At 59.9% G+C, this 20,357-nt stretch carries 18 protein-coding genes and 1 pseudogene; 11 read left to right on the forward strand and 8 right to left on the reverse strand.

The genetic code is table 11. From position 1 onward, the window contains the following. Positions 1–23 precede the first annotated feature (23 nt). Genes FRZ40_RS35210 through acsA form a run of 3 tightly spaced genes read right to left on the reverse strand, consistent with a single transcriptional unit; the run spans position 24 to position 3,773 of the window. Positions 24–998 carry an alpha-ketoacid dehydrogenase subunit beta gene (locus FRZ40_RS35210; protein WP_028368053.1) on the reverse strand — a complete coding sequence of 325 codons (975 nt, stop codon included), beginning with the start codon at positions 996–998 and terminating at the stop codon, positions 24–26. After that, positions 995–2,014 carry a pyruvate dehydrogenase (acetyl-transferring) E1 component subunit alpha gene (pdhA, locus tag FRZ40_RS35215; protein ID WP_028368054.1) on the reverse strand — a complete coding sequence of 340 codons (1,020 nt, stop codon included), beginning with the start codon at positions 2,012–2,014 and terminating at the stop codon, positions 995–997. Before pdhA ends, FRZ40_RS35210 begins: the two co-directional genes overlap by 4 nt. Continuing rightward, positions 1,962–3,773 carry an acetate--CoA ligase gene (gene acsA / locus FRZ40_RS35220; RefSeq protein ID WP_147237270.1) on the reverse strand — a complete coding sequence of 604 codons (1,812 nt, stop codon included), beginning with the start codon at positions 3,771–3,773 and terminating at the stop codon, positions 1,962–1,964. The genes pdhA and acsA overlap by 53 nt, the downstream gene beginning before the upstream one ends. A gap of 686 nt (positions 3,774–4,459) precedes the next feature. On the opposite strand from acsA, the gene FRZ40_RS35230 reads away from it, so the two are divergent. Both FRZ40_RS35230 and FRZ40_RS35235 read left to right on the forward strand, forming a co-directional pair. Continuing rightward, a complete protein-coding gene (locus FRZ40_RS35230) occupies positions 4,460–5,029 on the forward strand; it encodes a hypothetical protein (RefSeq protein ID WP_147237271.1) in 570 nt (189 codons plus the stop codon). Positions 5,030–5,220: 191 nt separating this feature from the next. After that, a complete protein-coding gene (locus FRZ40_RS35235; RefSeq protein ID WP_231516181.1) occupies positions 5,221–5,496 on the forward strand; it encodes a DUF4148 domain-containing protein in 276 nt (91 codons plus the stop codon). A gap of 130 nt (positions 5,497–5,626) precedes the next feature. Here FRZ40_RS35235 and FRZ40_RS35240 read toward each other — a convergent pair whose 3' ends face one another. After that, positions 5,627–6,592: a ribose-phosphate diphosphokinase gene (locus FRZ40_RS35240; RefSeq protein ID WP_028368056.1), complete on the reverse strand. Its 966-nt coding sequence runs from the start codon at positions 6,590–6,592 to the stop codon at positions 5,627–5,629. A gap of 143 nt (positions 6,593–6,735) precedes the next feature. Next, positions 6,736–8,493 carry a DNA polymerase/3'-5' exonuclease PolX gene (polX, locus tag FRZ40_RS35245; protein ID WP_147237272.1) on the reverse strand — a complete coding sequence of 586 codons (1,758 nt, stop codon included), beginning with the start codon at positions 8,491–8,493 and terminating at the stop codon, positions 6,736–6,738. Positions 8,494–8,907: 414 nt separating this feature from the next. Here polX and FRZ40_RS35250 point away from each other — a divergent pair, with 414 nt between their 5' ends. From FRZ40_RS35250 to FRZ40_RS45430, 5 genes and pseudogenes are all read left to right on the forward strand, one after another. Next, positions 8,908–9,561 carry a dienelactone hydrolase family protein gene (locus FRZ40_RS35250; protein WP_147237273.1) on the forward strand — a complete coding sequence of 218 codons (654 nt, stop codon included), beginning with the start codon at positions 8,908–8,910 and terminating at the stop codon, positions 9,559–9,561. Between the two features lie 95 nt (positions 9,562–9,656). Further along, positions 9,657–10,373, forward strand: coding sequence for a phosphoribosyltransferase (locus FRZ40_RS35255; RefSeq protein WP_147238507.1), 717 nt, complete (start codon positions 9,657–9,659; stop codon positions 10,371–10,373). 42 nt (positions 10,374–10,415) lie between these two features. After that, complete coding sequence (locus FRZ40_RS35260; protein ID WP_147237274.1) at positions 10,416–11,738, forward strand: erythromycin esterase family protein; 1,323 nt, start codon at positions 10,416–10,418, stop codon at positions 11,736–11,738. A 111-nt stretch (positions 11,739–11,849) separates the two neighbouring features. Beyond that, positions 11,850–11,984, forward strand: a pseudogene (locus FRZ40_RS46060) (CBS domain-containing protein); the annotation flags it as partial. 530 nt (positions 11,985–12,514) lie between these two features. Next, positions 12,515–12,985 carry a BCAM0308 family protein gene (locus FRZ40_RS45430; RefSeq protein ID WP_338048204.1) on the forward strand — a complete coding sequence of 157 codons (471 nt, stop codon included), beginning with the start codon at positions 12,515–12,517 and terminating at the stop codon, positions 12,983–12,985. 17 nt (positions 12,986–13,002) lie between these two features. Here FRZ40_RS45430 and FRZ40_RS35275 read toward each other — a convergent pair whose 3' ends face one another. The 3 genes from FRZ40_RS35275 to FRZ40_RS35285 form a co-directional block, all read right to left on the reverse strand. Then, positions 13,003–15,081, reverse strand: a complete 2,079-nt coding sequence (locus tag FRZ40_RS35275; protein ID WP_147237275.1) for a glycogen debranching protein — start codon at positions 15,079–15,081, stop codon at positions 13,003–13,005. After that, positions 15,078–15,653, reverse strand: a complete 576-nt coding sequence (locus tag FRZ40_RS35280; RefSeq protein WP_147237276.1) for a CBS domain-containing protein — start codon at positions 15,651–15,653, stop codon at positions 15,078–15,080. Before FRZ40_RS35280 ends, FRZ40_RS35275 begins: the two co-directional genes overlap by 4 nt. Before the next feature lie 74 nt (positions 15,654–15,727). Then, a complete protein-coding gene (locus FRZ40_RS35285) occupies positions 15,728–16,306 on the reverse strand; it encodes a flavodoxin family protein (RefSeq protein ID WP_147237277.1) in 579 nt (192 codons plus the stop codon). Positions 16,307–16,891: 585 nt separating this feature from the next. On the opposite strand from FRZ40_RS35285, the gene FRZ40_RS35290 reads away from it, so the two are divergent. From FRZ40_RS35290 to FRZ40_RS35305, 4 genes are all read left to right on the forward strand, one after another. Then, positions 16,892–17,845 carry an IS5 family transposase gene (locus FRZ40_RS35290; protein ID WP_147237278.1) on the forward strand — a complete coding sequence of 318 codons (954 nt, stop codon included), beginning with the start codon at positions 16,892–16,894 and terminating at the stop codon, positions 17,843–17,845. A 210-nt stretch (positions 17,846–18,055) separates the two neighbouring features. Continuing rightward, positions 18,056–18,778 carry a BON domain-containing protein gene (locus tag FRZ40_RS35295; RefSeq protein WP_158647064.1) on the forward strand — a complete coding sequence of 241 codons (723 nt, stop codon included), beginning with the start codon at positions 18,056–18,058 and terminating at the stop codon, positions 18,776–18,778. Beyond that, complete coding sequence (locus FRZ40_RS35300; RefSeq protein WP_028368062.1) at positions 18,775–19,569, forward strand: universal stress protein; 795 nt, start codon at positions 18,775–18,777, stop codon at positions 19,567–19,569. The genes FRZ40_RS35295 and FRZ40_RS35300 overlap by 4 nt, the downstream gene beginning before the upstream one ends. A 386-nt stretch (positions 19,570–19,955) precedes the next feature. After that, positions 19,956–20,246: a hypothetical protein gene (locus tag FRZ40_RS35305; RefSeq protein WP_193567059.1), complete on the forward strand. Its 291-nt coding sequence runs from the start codon at positions 19,956–19,958 to the stop codon at positions 20,244–20,246. Positions 20,247–20,357: the final 111 nt, after the last annotated feature.

A 20,357-nucleotide genomic window follows, 5' to 3' on the forward strand; every position in this document is an offset into this window, starting at 1 on the left:
TCCTTCCTGCACTGCGCAAGCTATCACGCAAACAGTCGTTTCACCGCGAGGATGACCCTGTCGACCTGGGGTAACGCGGCTTCTTCCATATGACGGGCATAGGGGATAGGCACATCTTCGGAGCACACACGGCAGGGCGGCGCGTCGAGTTCGTAGAAAACCTGCTCGATCAGACGCGCCATGATCTCGCTCGCGATGCTTGCGCTTCGCCAGCATTCGTCGACAATGACCGCGCGTCTGCATTTCGACACGGAGCGCATGATCGTTGCATCGTCGAGCGGCCTCAACACACGAAGATCGACGACCTCGGCGTCGATGCCGTCCTTTGCCAACGCCTCTGCTGCATCCAGTGCCTTGCGCAATGAACCGCCATAAGCAAGGATCGCAACGTCCCTCCCTTCGCGTCGAACCTTGGCGCTGGTGATATCCACGCGCTCGATGTCCGGCATGTCCCCTTCAAGGTTATACAATCCGGCGTGTTCGAAGATCAGCACTGGGTCCGGGTCGACGAGCGCCGCTGGCAGCATATGGCGAGCATCCTCGATGGTCGCAGGGGCGACCACCTTGATCCCGGGAATGCCTGCGTACCAGCCTTCGAAGCTGTGCGAATGCTGAGCGGCGACCTGGCGGCCAGCCCCTGTCGCCATGCGCACCACGAGCGGCACCGAAAATTGTCCACCCGACATATGATGATAGAGCGCTGCCGTATTGACAATCTGGTCTAGCGCCAGAAGGCTGAAGTTCACGGTCATGATCTCAACAATAGGGCGCATGCCGCCTAGTGCAGCGCCGATGCCCGCTCCCGTGAAGCCGAGTTCCGACAGCGGTGTGTCGCGGACACGCTCGGGTCCAAATTCTTCGAGTAGTCCGGCCGACACAGCGTAGGTCCCTCCATACCTCCCCACGTCCTCGCCCATCAGGAATACACGACGGTCGTTCGCAAGCGCCTCGCGCAACGACTCGCGCAAGGCTTCCCGGAACGTCAGATGACGGCTCATGGCGTCTGCCCCGTTGCTGTGTAGAGATCGGTCAGCAGATTTTCCACTCTCTCCCATGTGCCAGCCTCCGCAAACGCTACGGCAGACTCAACTTCCGCCTGAGCCGCCGAGTCAAGCGCAATAAACTCATCTTCGGACAATTTGCACTCGGCCTTCAGGCGCGCAGTGAAGGTGTGGATCGGGCCACGCGTTTTCCATTGCTCGACCTCGGACTTCTCGCGATACAGTTCGGCGTCGTACATCGAATGCGCGCGAAACCGGTAAGTCTTGAATTCGAGAAAGACTGGATTCTGTGCGCTTCGTACAGAGGCGGCGGCCTCTCTCGTTGCCTCGTGTACCGCCACCACATCCATTCCATCTGCGCTGCGCGCCGGAACGTTATACGCGGCGGCCTTGGCGCACAGATCCGTCTGTGACTGGCTTCGCTCGATTGCCGTACCCATTGCATACAGATTGTTTTCGCAACAGAACAGCATGGGCAATTTCCACAGTGCAGCGAGATTCATCGATTCATGAAAAGCCCCTTCGGCTACCGCGCCGTCACCAAAAAAGCATGCGGTGATGCCGTCGCCGCCCTGCATTTTTTGCGCAAGGGCCAGCCCGACAGCGAGGGGGAGACTGCCTCCGACGATTGCGTTGCCGCCGAACAGCTGCCTCTTTCGATCGAACAAATGCATCGAGCCACCTCGTCCATGTGCGCAGCCTTCGTACTTGCCATACATTTCCGCCATTAACACGCCCATTTCCATCCCGCGAACCAATGCGTGTGCGTGTTCTCGATACGTCGCAACTATGTTGTCTCCCGACGTGAGGGCATGAAGCGCGCCTACTGCGGTCGCCTCCTCACCGATATACAAATGTAGAAAGCCGCGAATCTTGCCGGCGCCGTAAAGCTCGGCGCATTTTTCCTCTAGCCGACGCACGCGCAGCATGTCGCGCAACAACCCGAGCGCGTAGTCTTTTTCATAGGGAACGGGGCCAGACGGCGGCGCAGGAGCGGGGTGGTCGACTGTCATTCTGCCCCTCCAATGTCGACGTGTCGCCTTCTGCCAGACCCAGTTCGCGTGCCTTCAGAAGTCGTCGCATGATCTTGCCGCTACGTGTGTGAGGCAGGTGTGCGACGAAAGCAATCTCCTTCGGCGCAACGGCCGCGCCAAGCCGCTTCCTCGCGTGTCCAAGCAGTTCCATGCGCAACGCTTCGTCCGGTTCAAAACCCTTGTTGAGCGAGATAAAGGCCTTGATGGTTTCGCCCAGCACCGGGTCTGGTTTGCCGATCACGCCGGCTTCCGCGACAGCGGGATGCTCCATAAGCGCGCTTTCAACTTCGAACGGCCCGATTAGATGGCCGGCAGACTTGATGACATCGTCAGCCCTGCCGACGAACCAGTAGTAGCCGTCCGCATCGCGTCGCGCGAGATCGCCGGTCAGGTACCAGTCTCCGACGAAGCACTTGCGGTAGCGCGCGTCCTCATTGAGGTAAGTGCGAAACATGGAGGGCCAGCCTCGCCTGAGTGCCAGTTCACCCTGTTTTCCAGGCTCGTCGACGATATTGACGCCGCCGTCCCCGGTACGCTGAATGATGGCGGCATCGACTCCCGGAAGCGGTCTGCCCATGGAGCCTGGCTTGATATCGAAAGCCGGCGTATTCGCGATCATGATCCCGCCCGTTTCGGTTTGCCACCAGTTATCGTGAATCGGTAATCCCAGCACGTCTTTTCCCCAACAAACCGCTTCCGGGTTCAATGGTTCGCCAACGCTGGCAATGAAACGCAAATGTGGGAACGCATATTTTGCTGCCACGTCGGCGCCGGCGCGCATCAGCATGCGGATAGCGGTGGGCGCCGTATACCACACGGAAACCGATTCGTCGCGCAAGATGCTGTACCAACGTTCCGCGTCGAACTCTTCCCGATCGACGACGGAAGTCACGCCATGCAAAAGAGGTGCAATGATCCCGTACGACGTACCTGTCACCCAGCCCGGGTCCGCGGTGCACCAATAGCTATCCTCGGGATGCAGATCGAGCGCATAACGTCCCGTCACCCAATGCGTGACGGCCGCGCCGTGCACATGAACAGCTCCTTTGGGCGTGCCGGTTGTGCCGCTGGTGAAGTGCAGCAGCGCGGGATCCTCAGGCCCCGTTGTCGGGAGGTCAAACGAGTCTGACGCACCCGACAGGAGTTGCGGAAGATCGAGGTTGCCGGGGCCGCACGTCGGTGCGCCATCCTCTCCGACGAGGAGCACGTGCTTCAACGTCGGCATCCGGGCGCGCCAAGGTCCAACCTTACGCTCAAACAACGCATCGGTGGTGACCAGCACGGTTGCACCACCGAGATTGACGCGCGTGATGATGGGCTCAGGCCCAAACGCGGAAAAGAGCGGAGAGACGACTGCGCCGAACTTAAGGCTACCTAGCAATGCTATGTAGAGTTCCGGAATGCGCCCCGTGAGGATGAAGACGCGATCGCCTTTTGCTACACCGAGGCTGCGCAACACATTGCAGAACTGATTGGTCTGCGCAGCCAACTGGCCATATGTCAATGTTTGACGAGAAGTATGACGCGCGAGGAATCGCAATGCGGGCTTGTCTGCGAATCCTGCGGCAACATGACGGTCAACAGCCTTCGAGGCGATGTTGATGCGGCCTTCCTCCTCGCCCAGTTCAGCCGCCGCTGCGGCCCACGAGAACCGATGGCGTTCGCCTTCGTAATCGGAAAAATTCGGCGTCACCCGCAAATCTTCAGCGGTCTTTCGAATGGTCGGCGTTGAGTTCATAGATGTGTCTTGACGGGGTGCCTGACCGGCGCGGGTTGGTGCGAGGCACGTTTTCACTGTAGGCCGGCGTCCGCGAGTTCGCTTGATTTAAGTCAAATGCAGGAAGTGGAGCAATGGCGTCGACACGACGAAGAACAGGCAAATTAACGTGCTTAACCAGACGACGCGCTTCGTTACGCACGAGGACGCTTTCGTTCATCTCTCGCCGTTTAGGCCAGAAGGAGTCAAGTCTTTTCTCGAAGGCCAGAGAGTGATCTTCGATGTGCACGCGGATCCGAACGGACTTCCCTTCCCGCCTTCGAACCGATGCATTGCCGGCGTTGGGGGGGCGCGGTGTCCCAGCAAATATCTCGATTCGCGGCGGCCTGCGCACACAGTGCAAAGCGTCGCTTTGTACTGAGCAGTCTTTCTGTCATCAATCTCCCGTTAGTTGACGGATGTCAACCGCATCGCAGCTCTCGCTCGTAAATTCGTACCGTGACAGCGCGAATCAGGCAGGTTATCGGCTCGCGGCTGGTCGAGAATTCGGGAGACGCCATGAACAGGACAAAGAAGGGAAGCGCGATATGTGCCGTCGCAATGATGTGCTTGACCGCGTGTGGTGGTGGTAGTTCTCCACCGACTCCAAACGCCGCCCCCAGGGATTCTGGCAGGGAACCTCGGGTGATGGACACAGTGTCTCCACCTTGATCCTGGAGCAGGGTCAGTATTTCATGGTCTTTTCTTCCGGCACTACGGTAAGCGGCATGGTTGAGGGGACATTCAGCGTGAACGGCAACACGCTTATTGACAATGCTGCGATCGATTTTCCGGCCTCAGGGGCCGCCGCTACCGCGAGCGTCACGGGCTCAGTTAAGGCCCGACAGTCTATATCGCTCACCGAGGCCGAGGCCAGTGGTGTCAGCGCCTTCACTGGTGCCTACACTCCCGCATATGACACACCGGCAGATATATCGGAAGCCGTTGGTATCTGGGTGGGAAGTATTGGGAGTGCGGGAGAGACGAAACTCACGATCACACCAGATCTTTCTTTCACGGGCGCCCAGGGATCGTGCTCGTTCAGTGGCTCGGTGCGTGCACGGCCAACAGGCAAGCACGTATTCGATGGAAATGTAACGTTTAATGATGCATCGTGCGCGGCTGGAGCCGGGACATCAATGAATGTCGAAGCTGTCGTGTCAGGAACGACAATCACCGCCGTGGGTGTGAATTCCTGGACGACAGCGGGGTTTGCGTTTGTCGGAGCGCGGCAATGACGAGTGCAACACGACTGTGTTCAGGGGCAGCTGGACCGCGACACGATGCAGGCGAGTTGACACTTAGCGAAAGCATCTTGGCCTGGTCGGAAGAAAGTTTGCGTACGCGAGTTGATCGACATCACATCGACTTCGCGTGGGACGCGCTGGCGCGACAGCGCTAAATCGGGATGAAGCACAGCATGCCCTCAATGTTTAGAACGCGGTCAGTTGGAATAGCGGCGGCACTGATCGTGTCGCTCGAATCCCCAACGTTGACTGACGCACGGAGCGCGAATGTGCCGCCGTCGGCCATCCAGTCGCCAGACGATATGGCATCGGAATCTCGGGGTGGAACCTTGGCTCCAAGCGAAATGTCGGGAAATAGCGGGAAAACTCGTGCGCAGGTGAGGCAGGAACTGGAGCAGGCTCAGAAAAGCGGCGAGCTGAATCGAATAAATGAATTCTACGGCTTACCGCGATGGTAACTGAGCGGGCGCATTAAACGCGTTACGCGCCGATGTTGCAAGCACGACAGAGGATGCAGCTCGGCTCGCAGCGCTCTTCCAGATTAATCTCTAGCTGCGAGCAATGCGGACGCTGTCCTTGCAGACCACGTTACCCACCGCCTGTGTGCATGTGTGCAATAGCTTGTGCGACCAGCGGCGTGCTGTCCAGTACGCTTAGCCGGTCTAGAAGCGCACCGTTCGGCACGCGCCATGGTTCGATGCTATCCGTTACGACGACGCTCGTCAGCATGCCGTTGCCCAGCTTTTCGCACGCATTGGCGAGGAATAGTCCGTGCGTGGCAGCAGCGTGAACTTCGGTAGCCCCCAGCGCAAGACAGTGGCCGGCAATCAGCGAGAGCGTGGTTCCCGAACCGATCAGATCGTCGACGATGATGGCGCATCGGCCCTCCAGATCGCCGACGACAGGCTTTCCGGTGACGATACCGCCAGCCCGCAGCTTTCCCGCAAACGCCGCTTCCACGGGTTTATCAAGCAGCCTGGCAAGCCGTGCGCGAAAGTCCTCTGCGCGTCTGACACCGCCTGCATCAGGCGAAACGACAACGAGCGCCCTGTCGTGCAAGTGTGATGCAAACCATTGCGTGAGCAGCCCATTCGCCTCGAGATGCTCGGTGGGAATTCGAAAAGCGTTCTGGTACGCAGTCACATTGTGAACATCGAGCGTGGCGAAGCGGGATGTACCGACGGCTTCGAAAAGCTGCGCAATATAGCGTGTGGTCACAGGATCACGCGCCTGCGACCGGCGGTCCTTGCGCGCATAGCAGAGGTAGGGCGCGACAATGCTTACACGCGCCGCGGAGGCATCAACCAGCGCCCCCGCGAAAAAAAGCAGCTCGCACAGCTTGTCGTTTACTGTGTGACCGGGCTCGGCATACAGCGAATGGATCACATAGACGTCGCGTCCACGGACGCTTTCGAGCGGACGCATCTCGTGTTCACCGTCCTCGTAAGGACGCCACTCGTGCTCGGCCAGCGTGACACCAAGCGCGGTGGCCACGCGCTGCGCATAGGCATGACTGGCGGGAGGCGCGAAGAGCATGGGTTCGGTGTTCATCATGAAGACTCCTGGTGGTCCGTTCAAGTCAGATTCGTGGCGGGTGAGCATTCGCTATGCGCTCATGGGGGTCTTTCCAGAGCGTGCAGCGGCCATGCCGTTGACGCCTGCCAGATGCGCGTGCCGGACTGGTTGACCGAAGCAACCTACGGACTCCCGGAAGTTTCGCAAGCAGGTGAGCGCATCGTTCGCGCAAGCAACGGGCGCAGTTGCGCGAGCGGGCGGGCGTTTAGCACATCCGCTTTTTCCAGCCATCCGCGGCGCGCCTGATTGACGCCGTAGCGCAAGTTGTCGAGCTGGGCCACGCTGTGTGCGTCGGAATTGATCGAGACCAGAACGCCGTGATCCTTCGCCATGCGGCAAGCCGTATCCATCAGATCCAGGCGCTCGGGCTGGGCGTTGAGCTCCAGAAAGCAGCCGCGCTTGCTCGCCTTGCGAATCACGCGCAGCAAGTCGATGTCAGACGGATTACGGCTGTCGATGAGCCGGCCGAAGGGATGCGCCAGAATGGTCATCGAGGGATGGTCCAACGCGCGCAGGATGCGGTCGGTCTGGCGCTCGCGCGGCAGATCGAAATGACTATGGATCGCCCCAACCACAAGATCGAGTCGCGCGAGAACAGCATCGGGAAGATCGAGCCGGCCGTCTTCGAGTATGTCGACTTCTATGCCCTTGAGCAGGGTGACGCCTGCTAGCTGTGCGTTGAGCTGGTCGATTTCGTCGATCTGTGCGGCGAGCCTCCTTGCGTCCAGACCGTGGGCTATCGCCAGACGCTTCGAATGATCCGTAACGGCTAGATACGACAGACCGCGTTCGCATGCGGCAAGCGCCATCGCTCGTAGCGACGCGTGACCGTCGCTGGCAAGCGAATGTGTGTGGAGGTCTCCGCGCAGATCGCCGCGCGTAACCAAGGCAGGCAGGGCGGCACCGCGCGCCGCCTCGATCTCGCCGCTGTCTTCGCGAAGCTCTGGCGGGATCCAAGGCAGGCCCAGGCTCTCATAAACGGACTCCTCGGTCTCACCAGCAATGCGCACGTCCCCGCGGAAAACGCCGTATTCGTTGACCTTGAGGCCGCGATCCTGGCCCAGGCGGCGTAAGGCCACGTTATGCGCCTTCGAGCCGGTGAAGTAGGTAAGCGCAGCACCGAAGCATGCGGGTTGAACCACGCGCAGATCCACCTGCAGCCCGCCGCGAAGCACGATGCTTGCTCGGGTCGGGCCATGCGCAAGCACCGCGCTCACATCGTCGTAAGCGACGAAGCGCCGGGTTACCTCGGCTGGCTCCCGCGCCGTGGCCAGGATGTCGATGTCGCCAACGGTGTCGCGCAGGCGCCGTAGGCTACCCGCCGCTTCCACGCGTTCTACATCGGGCAATGCCGCGAGCCAGACCAGCAGAGGCTCGGCCCGCTGGCTGGCCTGTGCAAATTGAAAGCGGCGTGACTTGTCGAGGCGGCCCTGCAGGTTTGCAAGGATATGCGCCTCGGTCAGCGGCCCGAATCCGTGCAACTCGTGGATCCGACCCTCGGCGGCGGCCTGCTCCAGTTGTTCCAGAGACTGCACGTGCAACTGCTCGTAGAGCTGCCGCACGCGTTTTGGTCCGAGTCCCGGTACGCGCAGTAACGCGACGACCGCCGAGGGCAACTGGGCTCGCAGGCTTGCAAGTAACGCGCATGAGCCCGTGGCGACGATTTCGCGAACCTTGAGAGCAAGGTCGTCGCCGATCGCTGGAATCGCTTTAAGGTCGGCACCTTCCGCGATCATCGCTCTCACGTTTTTCGGGTACTCGCCAATCGAACGCGCCGCCCTGCGATACGCGCGCACCCGAAACGGATTGCCACCTTGAATTTCAAGCAGGTCGGCAATCTCGTTGAAAACGTCAGCAATATCGGCATTGTGAATTGGCATGAGCTCAGTTCGGCGCGTTGGAGATGTTAAGCGGGCAAGCGCGCCAACGGACAGCTCCAACGGACACCTGGATTGAACACAGCATGGACGTCAGGGCGATCTGACCGTTGATCCAGATCATCGCCACACAAAGAAGCGAACGGAAGCCGTGCCGGCGGGATGTCAATTCGACGTGACGACAGCGGGACGATGCTTCATCTATCCTGCGTCGGCTGCCGCGGCGGATGCGATCTCATTTGATCTTTGCTCGCAGCAATCAGTTGATCGAGGTCAATTGTGATTGCGGAGCAAATATGATCATCCACGCAAGAGGTCCGCCATCTTGCACAACGGAACGAGATGACGTGGAGACGGCCAAGGGCTGAAACCACGGGCGCCCGTTGTATTGCGCCGTGACGTTCTCAGGAGGAAGTGATGCAAACACTGCAGACGGAGATTCCCGTTGATTACGTGAAGCTTGGCGGGATTCTGGAAATTCCAGACGACGCGCGCGGGGTCGTCGTGTTTGTGCACGGCAGCGGCAGCAGCCGCTTCAGCTCACGAAACCGACAGGTGGCGGCAGGTCTGCAGCACGCGGGTTTTGCAACGCTGCTATTCGATCTGCTGACGCTCGAGGAGCAGCGCCACGACGAGGTCGATGCGACGTACCGCTTCAATATCTCTTTGCTGGCTCGCCGGCTGTGCGCGACCCTCGACTGGCTGAGGAAATGGCCGGAGGTTGCGCCGCTGAGGGTGGGACTGTTCGGCGCGAGTACAGGTGCCGCTGCAGCACTCGTGGCTGCAGCGGAGATGCGTTCCGTAGATGCCATCGTGTCGAGGGGCGGACGCCCGGACCTGGCGCGAACGGCGCTCCCGTCGGTCTCTGCGCCAACGTTGCTGATCGTTGGTGGACTCGACACGGAGGTGATCCGGCTGAACGATAAGGCGGCCGGACAATTGACCTGCGAGCATCACATGGTGATCGTTCCAGGTGCAACGCATCTTTTCGAGGAACCCGGCGCGCTCGACGAGGTGACGCGCCTTGCAGTGAGTTGGTTTGTGCGCTGGCTCGCTGCCCCGTCACCTTGAATGAGGAATCATCCGGTCCGCGTGTACACAGCGTCACGCGCCTGAGCTTCCGCTATTTGCTAAACGTGCAGCATGGTGCTTACGGCAGATTTATCATGAATGAGATCTTTCAAAATCGTATCGATGCGGGCAGGCAACTCGCAGCGTCGCTCGAGCACTTCGTCGGACACACTGACGTCGTCGTGCTGGCGCTGCCGCGCGGTGGCGTGCCAGTTGGATATGAAGTGGCGAGCGTCTTGCAATGCCCCCTCGATGTGCTGGTCGTACGCAAACTCGGCGCACCGCGTAACCCCGAGCTTGCGATGGGAGCCATCGCGACGGGTGACGCACTGTATCTGAACGAGTCGGTGCTTCGCACCGTTCCCGTGAGCGAGGAGCAGATGCTGGATGCGATTGCGCGCGAACGCATCGAGCTCCATCGCCGCGAATTCGCCTACCGGGGGCAGCGGCCGCCGGCTGCGGTGGAGGGGAAAACCGTCATCGTTGTGGATGACGGCATGGCGACGGGATCAACGATGCACGCCGCCCTTAACGCACTGCGCACCCGGCGTCCGAAGCAAATTGTCGTCGCGGTACCCGTGTGTCCGGCAGGAGCCGAAGCCGGTTTCGAGTCGATTGCAGATGAGTTCGTCTGCGTGATGCAGCCGGACTGGTTCACGGGCATCGGTCAGTTTTACATCGATTTCGCGCAGACAAGCGACGAAGAGGTGCAAGCCTGTCTGGCATCGGCGCAGGCATGGCAACCCAAAACCACTACGAGTGGCGAAGACGGCGGGGCGCATGTCGCTTCGACCGAGGGCGGCAAGGCTTGATCGGTCTATCTACTGGCGTATCTTGCATGGAGGTCCCTCATCATGCAGCCATCCAAAACACCATTCCTTGCCGTTCGCGCGCGTGGACAGCGTCTGAACGGCGATGCCAGCGACTACGACGCACTTCTGGAGATGGCACGCGGCCGAGACCTGGTTCTGCTTGGAGAGGCAACTCACGGCACAGCCGAATTTTATCGGATGCGTGCTGAAATCACGTTGCGGCTTATCGCCGAATGTGGCTTCGACACCATCGCCATTGAAGGCGACTGGCCTGACGCGTGGCGCATCGATCGTTTCGTGCAGGGCGAGGGAACCGACGACGCCACTTCGGCGCTTAACGACTTCGAGCGCTTCCCCGTGTGGATGTGGCGCAACCGGGAGATGCGCGACTTCATCGCGGCGCTGCGCGCAGTCAACGCGACGCGCGCGCAGCGGAGGCGGGTGGGCGTGTATGGCCTCGATCTCTACAGCCTCTACCGTTCCGCGGACGCGGTGATCCGGTATCTCGAGGGGGTGGACCCCGGAGAGGCGGCGATTGCGCGCGAGCGTTATGCGGCGCTGGACCATGTGCGAGAACCGCAGGCGTACGGCTATGCTGCGGCTGTGGGCGCCCGGCCTGCCGCTCAGGCCGGCGCGGTGCGGCAGCTTCTCCAGTTGCGTGCAGACGAGTTCGACTATCTCGCGCGCGACGGAACCGACGCACTCGACGCGCAGTTTTTTGCTGAACAGAATGCGCAGGTCGTGGTCAATGCCGAAGCGTACTACCGTGGGATGTTCAGCAGCCGCCTGAACACCTGGAATCTGCGTGATGCGCATATGGCTGGAACGCTGTTCGGGCTGGCCCGCTACCGCGTGCGCCGCGGCGGCAGCGGAAAGGTGGTCGTCTGGGCGCACAACTCGCATCTTGGCGATGCCCGAGCAACAGAGTCGCGGAGTCGCGGGGAGTGGAACCTCGGCCAGATCGTGCGCGAGAACGCCCGGCATCGGGCGTTGCTGGTCGGATTTACGACGTACACCGGGCATGTGTCGGCGGCATCGCACTGGGATGGCGATGTCGAGCAGAAATGGGTGCGTCCCGCATTGTCCGATAGCTGGGAGCATCTTTTCCACACCACAGGCTACGACCGGTTCTTCCTGCCGATGCAGGACGAAGGCGCCAGCGCCCTCAACGAGCCGATGCTCGAGCGGGCAATCGGTGTGCTGTATTTGCCGCAGACTGAGCGGCAAAGCCACTATTTCGAAGCGGCGCTCGCGTCGCAGTTCGACGCGCTATTTCATCTGGACGAAACCAGCGCGCTTGCACCGCTGGAACCGGCGGCCGGCTGGCATCGGCGTGAGGGGACTGCCGAGACGCCTCTCGTTTAGACGCGTTCATGCCGCCTGCGAATGATGAATTGGCAAACGGTGAAGCGCGGTTGGCTAACGCAATGGAAGCACCAGGTTTGGGTTCTCCTATGCATAAACGCAGGAACAAGCGGAATATTGACGGACCGTGACATCGTTCTCGAAGTGCTCGCACGAGAAGTCGATCCGGCCAGGCTGTTCGTCGGCGAGGTAATGTCATCGCCCCTCGTCGTCGCGTATGGGTGGGAGGACGTGTGGCAAGTTGCACCGGGCCTGAACGCCCGCGATAGCCTGACGCAAGGTTGCGCCCGCTTTTCATAGCGCCCCCGCATGCCGCAAAGGAGGTTGAATGTCCGAACCGTTCGCCTTTCTGGCCTGCGAACCGGATGGGCCGGGACTCACGTGTGCGGTCCTGGCGCTTGTCGACGGCGAGAACGTATATGGCTGGTAGACGCGGCCTGCCAATCGCAAGTTTGCAGCCGCATATTTCATGCTCGAACACTATTATTCGGCGCACGGAACAGTCTTGCGCTCGCTCCATAAGCAACACGAGACCAGCGTTGCAAGAAACGCCTATTGGCGAGATCCGATGCTCGTTGATATTGATCAAGTCAAGGTGTTACCGATCATCGAAGATAGTTGAACGGATGAGAACTTATCAGGGTTGGATACGGCAAGGGCGGACACAGAACGCCAGGCGATCCATGCGACAGCGATGAAGGACGCGCTGTGCTATTCATTTACATTCTATCTGGATGCCAATCATGACTGACTCCCGGAACCGAAGCGCGTCGACGATGCGCAGAGATAAAAGATTTCAACCTCATACGCCCGATAGCTATCGTGCGCCGGCCCGCGTGCAGGGTGGAACGGGCTGCCAGGAATGCGGCGCCGTGTATGAAAATGGACGCTGGACGTGGAATGCAAGCGCAGAACACACGGCTCAACTAGTGTGCCCAGCTTGCCGACGGATACGCGAACACGCGCCAGGGGGTGAGCTATGGCTGGAGTCGGGGGCGTACCTCGTTGCGCATCATCAGGAGGTCGTTTCACTCCTGCAGCATGAGTCGGCGGATGAACAACGGCTCCATGCTCTAGAGCGACTGATGAGCATTGAAGACCAGCCGGAGGGGATTCGCGTGACGACCACGGGACCGCACACCTTGCGCAGGCTCTCCGAAGCGCTTGTGCGGGCACATCACGGTCACCTTTCGATCGAATACCGTGACGGTGAAGGTGTGCTGCGTGCACGATGGAGTCGAAAATAGACGTGGCGTGGGTTCACTTAAGGGGCGGCTGCTCCACAACAGAGCAGCGCGAGCGCGCGTGCGCCAAGCGTGAAGCCGCCCGTTTCATCAATCTGCAGCCGTTGCGCTGAATCAAGGATATCCCGCGGCGGGGGCAGTGATGTATCCATGACGAGATGCCATCCACAAGACGCCACTGCGGGAAGACGGAAGGCAACCGCGGCTTCGCTCGCGTTGAAGAGCAAACATAACGTGTTTGCGTCGGGCTGTCCGGCGGCAGCATCCGGTTCGCCCTTTTTACACAAGGGAGAGTCAATGACACAGCCGAAGGCGTGCGTCGACTTTTCCCAATCAGGATCTGCGCCGGATGGAGCGAACCATCGCATCTCTGTGGGCGCATAGAACGCGTCAGCGCTCAGCACAGGACTACGCCTGCGCCACTCGAACAGCTTCTTTGTGAATCGGACAAGTTCAGCGTTTCTTTCGACGAGCCCCCAGTCGTGCCACGAAACCGCATTGTCCTGGCAGTATGGGTTGTTGTTGCCCAACTGTGTGCGGCGGAATTCGTCACCGCCGAGAAGCATGGGAACACCGCGCGAAATAGCGAGTGTCGCAAGCATATTCTTGATCTGCCTTAGCCTGAGTTGTTCAATATGCAGTTCTTTGCTATCCCCCTCGACACCGTAATTTGCGCTGTAGCTATCGTCAGGACCGTCACGGTTGTTTTCACCATTGGCCAGATTGCGCTTTGTGGTGTAGGTCACGATGTCATTCAGCGTGAATCCGTCATGGCTCGCAACGAAGTTGATGCTGTTGATCGGTGCCTTACCCGTGCGACTGTACAGATCCGGGCTGCCGCAAATGCGCCTTGCGAAGGCGCCCGCCATGCCTGGGTCACCGCGCCAGAAGCGCCTTACGTCATCGCGAAAACACCCGTTCCATTCGGCCCAGCGAGAACCGGCAAAGCAGCCGACCTGATAGGCGCCGCCAACGTCCCATGCTTCTGCAATAAGCTTTGCCCCTCTCAGTATCGGGTCCTGCGCGATGCACTCAAGCAGTGGCGCATTCGACAGCAGACCTCCATGTTCGTCGCGTCCCAGGATAGACGCCAGGTCGAAGCGGAACCCATCTACCTGCATGTCCGCGCGCCAATAACGCAAGCAGTCCATAATATAATCCCGCACCACGGGATGATTGCAATTCAACGTGTTGCCGCAGCCTGAGTAATCCAGATAGTTGCAGGCGGTGTTGCCGTGCAAATAGTAGATGCTGTCGTCCAGTCCGCGTAAGCTGAATGTCGGACCGTTATCCCCGCCTTCCGCCGTATGAGTGAAGACGATGTCGAGGATTACTTCGATGCCGTTTCGATGCAAATCACGCATCATCGTCTTGAACTCGCGAAGTTCACTGCCGGGTTCGTGCGTTGACGCATAGTGCGAATGCGGTGCAAACAATGCAATCGGGTTGTAGCCCCAGTAGTTAAAGAGCGGTAATCCGCTTGACGGATCCCGTCCGGTAGGAAGGATATCGTCGAAGGCCTGAACTGGCATCAGTTCGATCGCTGTGATACCGAGTTCCTGCAAATAGGGCAGTTTTTCCGCCACGCCGAGGAAGGTGCCGCGATGGGCGACGCCCGACCCGCTTTCGATCGTCAGCCCACGCACGTGAGTCTCATAGATCAGCGTTTCGGACCACGCTCTACGCGGGTGTGTCGTTCCTTGCCAATCGAAGCTTTGATCCACCAGTAGTGAACGATGACGCCTTCTGCCAGGCGTGGGGCAGGGATCGATCCAGACTGCCAGCGCGCGCGGGTCGAGCAGTTCAATAGCTCCGTCAAACCGCTTTCCATCAACTGGCGCCCATCGCCCAAATGCGCGATACGCGTATGCCTGCCCCCACCGAAGGCCGCCGACGAGTGCGTGCCAGACGTCGCCCGTTCGGTGCTCAGGGGCACTGAGGTCGATGACGGCCAGCGGAGACTCGCTGGTAGCATCCTCGAAAATGAGCAATTCCACTCGCTCTGCGTGACGGCTATACACCGAGAAGTTGAAGCCGTCGTGGCGGTCCTGAACGCCCAGAGGGGACGGGCGCCCGGCGCAAACCCGTACGGTCGTCATGGATCGACGTCAAGGAGGTCGTAACCATCCGCGACCATACGCCAATGGCCCACATGCTGTATCTGCTCGAATTCCCGAATTGCAGCAGAGGTCGCTTCTTCCCGGCTGCCCGTAGCAATCGTTACGCGCATCAGTTCGCTTCGATGCGCATGCCCAGAATCGTCGAGAAGCTCCTTGTAGAAGACGACTTCCAAAGGTCGAGGCTGTGATATGAAGCCGCTGATGTCGCTGGTGGAGATCACCCCAACCACCTGTTTTTCGCGGGTAACCACGACCAGGCGGCGCACATGGAACTGTTGCATCAATTGCGCCGCGCGCTCGACGGTGTCGTCGAGCAAACAGGAGAGAGCACCTACACTCATCACTTCGCGCACAGTCATATCGGTCAGGTTGCGACCGTGCGCCGAGGCGCGCATGGCGATGTCCCGGTCGGTTAGCACGCCGAGCGCCTGCCCGCGATCGCAAACGGGCAGGCAGCCAATTTTCTTGTCGCTCAGTTTGCGCGCCGCCGCGATGAGGCTGTCTTGCGGACCGATGCAGATGGCGGGGCGCATGATGTCTTTGACAAGCATGGCGATCTCCTGATGTGTCTCGGTAGCGTCAACGCTCGCATGGGGCGTTTCAATCCCTCGTTCTATGAACTACGTTAGAACTTTTCCTGTATATGCGCACGTATGCGATGAAGGGACGGGTCATCCGCTATGACTGTCGAGGTTCCATTCTGGCCCATCTGAAGAGCGCCGAGACGACGTTGGAGCCTATCCACAAACTCGCTAAGAATTGGACTCGACTCACAATGTAGCGCTTCGCGCGCTGTGAGGCTGCATTCGGCAAGGGCAGATGCTCGCGTGAGCATGTGCATCTGTTCTAACGCTGTACGATTGCCACGTCGCGCGAAACTGCAAAAGAACGCGACGTTCTTGAAGTGCGATCTGTTAGCGATCAGGTACGCTCGCACAGGGGAAGAGATCGAGTTGGCCCAGACCGGGGTGCCGATCACAACAAGGTCATACATTGATACATCACACGTGGAGGCGGCGATTTTCGCAGGCCGGTGTTCGAGAGCCTCTACAAGCGAGCGCAGATAACCGAACGGGCCCGAACGATCGGTAGACGCAACTATTTCTTCACTTTGCGCACCGAGCAGCTTTGTCAGGTGCGATGCGATCTTCCGAGTCGTTCCAGTGCGGCTGAAAAAGACAACGAGAATCTTGTTGCCGGCCATCGCGAACTCCTTCAAACATTGTGACCCCGTGTTTCGTGGCGGCATCGCATGGGTATCAACGGTACAGCATGCAGCAATTCGAAGGGGGCCATACGTCGAACCCTGCATCCATTGACACCCTCTTTTCCATCGAGGGTTTCCGAAGAAAGTGAATGAAGGTCGCCTCATCACTGCCATCGGATATGGATACAAGCGTGTCACGTCCAGTTGGTAGCCTTTTGACGAAGATCAATTGTCATGTCCCCTGTCTGCGAGTGCTCCCTTGCTCTCAGCGTGCAGGGGAAAGCGATGCCAGGTTTGCATTCCTCCTCCGTTCGAGCAAATCATGCCTGCATAGGTCGTACTTTAAATAATAAGAAGATTAATCTTCGTCGGGCGCGGTTAGTTGACCGCGCCACCGAGCGTGAAACAGACGGAGTTCCTTCAATCGTTTTAGGCACGTGCTCGTATCGCACACTTCTCGACGAAAGCATCGAGCTCTACCGCCGTGCTCGAAGGATGATTGCATGGGAATCTCTGCAAAAGTCCTGGCATTGACGTGAGCTTGGACTATCCTGGGATCAGGAGAATTCATGGAGTGGCGTGATGACACAACTTGGTCTTGGTCTGGATCTGTCAACGAAGCGCACTCGCAAGCGCGAGTTTCTCGATGAGATGACGCGCGTGGTGCCGTGGCAGAAGCTGATTGCGCTCATCGAACCGCACTATCCGAAAGGCAAGACTGGCCGCCCGCCTTTTCCGATCCAGACGATGCTTCGCATTCACTTCCTGCAACAATGGTTCAGTCTCTCGGACCCGGCGATGGAGGAGGCGCTGCACGACATACCGCTGTACCGGGAGTTCGCGCTGCTGGGCACGGGCATGACACGGCTGCCTGACGAGAGCACGATCCTGCGATTCCGGCACCTGCTTGAGGCCCATGAGCTGTCGGCCAGAATGCTGGCGACGGTCAACGAGATCCTGCAGGCGAAGGGCCTGATGCTCAAGGTAGGCTCGGCGGTCGACGCGACGCTGATTTCGGCACCCAGTTCGACGAAGAAAGCCGGCACGCGAGACCCCGAGATGAGCCAGACGCAAAAGGGCGGCAGCTGGTACTTCGGTATGAAGGCGCACATCGGAGTCGATGTGGAGTCGGGGCTGGTGCATACCGTGAAGTGCACGCCGGCGAATGTTCACGACATCACGGTGGCGCATGAGCTGTTGCACGGCGACGAGCAGGTTGCGTTTGCCGATGCGGGCTACGTGGGCATCGAGAAGCGGGGCGAAACGGGGGCGGTCCAGTGGCACGTGGCGATGAGGCCGAGCAAGCGAAGAAAGCTGGACAAAAGCAAGCGGCTCGACAGAATCTACGAGAAAGTCGAGCGGCTCAAGGCGGGCGTGCGGGCGAAGGTTGAGCACCCGTTTCGGGTGCTCAAATGTCAGTTCGGCTATCTGAAGGCGCGGTATCGGGGACTGGCGAAAAACACGGCGCAGATCGAAACGCAGTTCGCGCTGATCAATCTCTGGCTGGCTCGCGGGGTGCTCGGTAAAGCGAAATGAAGGGCGAAGACGCCCCCCAAAGGCGCAGCGTCCATGCGCAAGATGCGACCAGCATCGGTTCAACACAGCGTGAATGAGGACGCGAATTCCACTCCGCGCGTGCCAGTTAAAGATCCCAGGCAGAAAACGGGTTGTTCAGACCTTCCCATGCCTGTCTGTCTGGCGATTTCATCGTACGAACGCGCCGCTTGCCTACCAGGTTGCACACGTTTGACCGAGATCAAATGCTATGCGTGGCGTTCGGTGATGTTTGACATGTCGGGATCGGCTGAACTGGAGAGCATCATGAATTCGGATGAAGCGCTGTTGCGGCGAGTTGAGCAGAAATTGCACTGGGACCGCAGCATCGACGCCGTGCACATCCGCGTGCATGTGCACGATGGCGTCGTCACGCTTACGGGCACGGTGCCTAATGTGATGCAGAAGCAGATTGTCGAGAATGTGCTGCGGAACGTCGCTGGTTGCCGGGCGCTCGTGATGGAGCTCGCGCTTCCTCCCGCGAGCCCTTATGTCAAGTCGGATGAGGCGCTGGCGTCACGCATCATTGCAGCACTGTCGCGGATGCAGGGGCTGTCCGCCGAGCGTGTGCAAGTCGAAACGGAACGCGGCTGCGTTACGCTCAGCGGATCTGTTGATAGCGAGATGCAGCGGCGTGAGGTTGGTTCTCTCGTTGGAAAGCTAGATGGCGTCGTCGGCGTTAGCAACCGGCTGACTGTTTGCGTACTCCCGATCGCGGACGTGGCCGCGCGGATCGGTATGACGCTCGGCAGACGTGTGAGTGAGATTGGCGGCAACATCAGGGTCGACAGCAGCGATGGGGTCGTGACGCTGTCGGGCACCGTCGGCTCGCTCGACGACGAGCGCGCGGTGTGCCTTGCGGCATCGAGGGTGAAAGGGGTGCGCGAGGTCATCGACCGGTTGGCCATCCTATGAACGCGGCCAGCGAGGATTGCCATGTGCGCGGCTGTTATCGCAGGCTGCTCGTTGTGATTCGCCACTGCAGTACCTGGCCGAGCAGTGCCATCCTTTATGCGAGTGCGTGCGCGGCGCGAGATGCCGTCGCCCAGGTCGTCATGGTGTCAGCCCGCGCCGACGAAGGAGGGGCTGCCGCGTGCAACGTGAGTGCGCGTGCGGTAGACACGGCAAAGGCGGACGCCGTGCGCTGCGCGTTGATTGCGCATGGACTGGACGCTACGCAATCATTTGTGCAAGCTGCGGGTGCGGGCGCCACCATCCGCGACTCGATAGTGGAGGTGGCCAAACGTTGGGGTGCGGACCTCGTCCTCACAGACGACCCTGTCGCTGCGCATCTCGTGGACGTCACCGCATTCGATGTGCTGTATTTGCCAGGAGACAGCTGGCACAGATCCCATGTCCCGCCACGCCGTGTATTCGTTGCGTGCGACGACAGTCCAAGCGCATTGCGCGCGGTGGAAACGGCGAAACAGGTCGCCGGAGCAGGCGAGTTGCGCCGCGCATTCGTGTCACGTGAAGCCCAGGAGAATGCAACGCTGGACTCGGCGACGGTCGTACTGATGGCGGCGCACCACGCAAACAACCTACCGCACGCGATACTGCAGGCAGCGCACGAATGGGGGGCGGACCTGCTGGTCCTCGGCGCGCACGGACCGATACCGCACAGCCGATGGCGTTATGGCAGCGTCGCAAGTGCAGTTGCGCAGATCGCGGACATGCCGCTTCTACTGGTGCCAGAACGCGAGTAGCAATCTGCTCCAGAGCGCTCACTCGATCGAAATACGAGCGCCGCGCCGTGGCATTCCCACGCTCTTGGGCTACACGTTCCTTGACGCGGGCCGTCTGGTCAAACTGGGCGCGGTGCTGACGAATCCGAGATGCGCAGCGTCGCTTTCTCCGCAGTGCGCGAGGATGCTCGCCCGGGCCTCGTCGCGCAGTCGTGCGATCCCAATGAGATCCGGCGTGCCGGTTGGAATGGCCTCGCAGGCGGTCACGGTGACGCGGCCGCGTCGCGTGATAGAAGGCGGTTTGACCGTGCTGAATGCCCGTCACGTCGGAATTGATCGGTATCAAATGCGAGATGTATATCGCCAGGCAATATGGACGCGGAGACCATTACTTGAGCGGAGCCGACATGTCCTCGTTCTCCTATCTTGAACTCGAGCGTGAGGTTGCGCATCTCAAGGCTGCAATTTCGTTGCTTGAACAGACCAGAGCGTATTTTTCGGTGCGTAGCGCCGTCAACGATCCGGCGTATTGGAAGGCGCGTCTGCGAGCAGCGCTGGGCAGCGCGGAGTGCGACGAGGCTATCGCCGCGCAGATTGAGCGGCTGCTCGAGCGGTTAGCGCGGTTAGAAGCCGAAGTCGACGGGAATCGCGGCTGCAGTCGCAAAGCGCGTGCTCAGGGCTTACGCAGAACCTTTTAGCGCTATTGCGGAGGCAACGCTCGCGGAAGCCCCGCTCAAGCGGTTCACATTCGCCCACACATCAACGAACGGGCATCTGTGCGAGGAGCCATGCTTTCAGGTGCACATGCA

The organism is Paraburkholderia azotifigens (genome assembly GCF_007995085.1).
Lineage (GTDB): Bacteria > Pseudomonadota > Gammaproteobacteria > Burkholderiales > Burkholderiaceae > Paraburkholderia > Paraburkholderia azotifigens.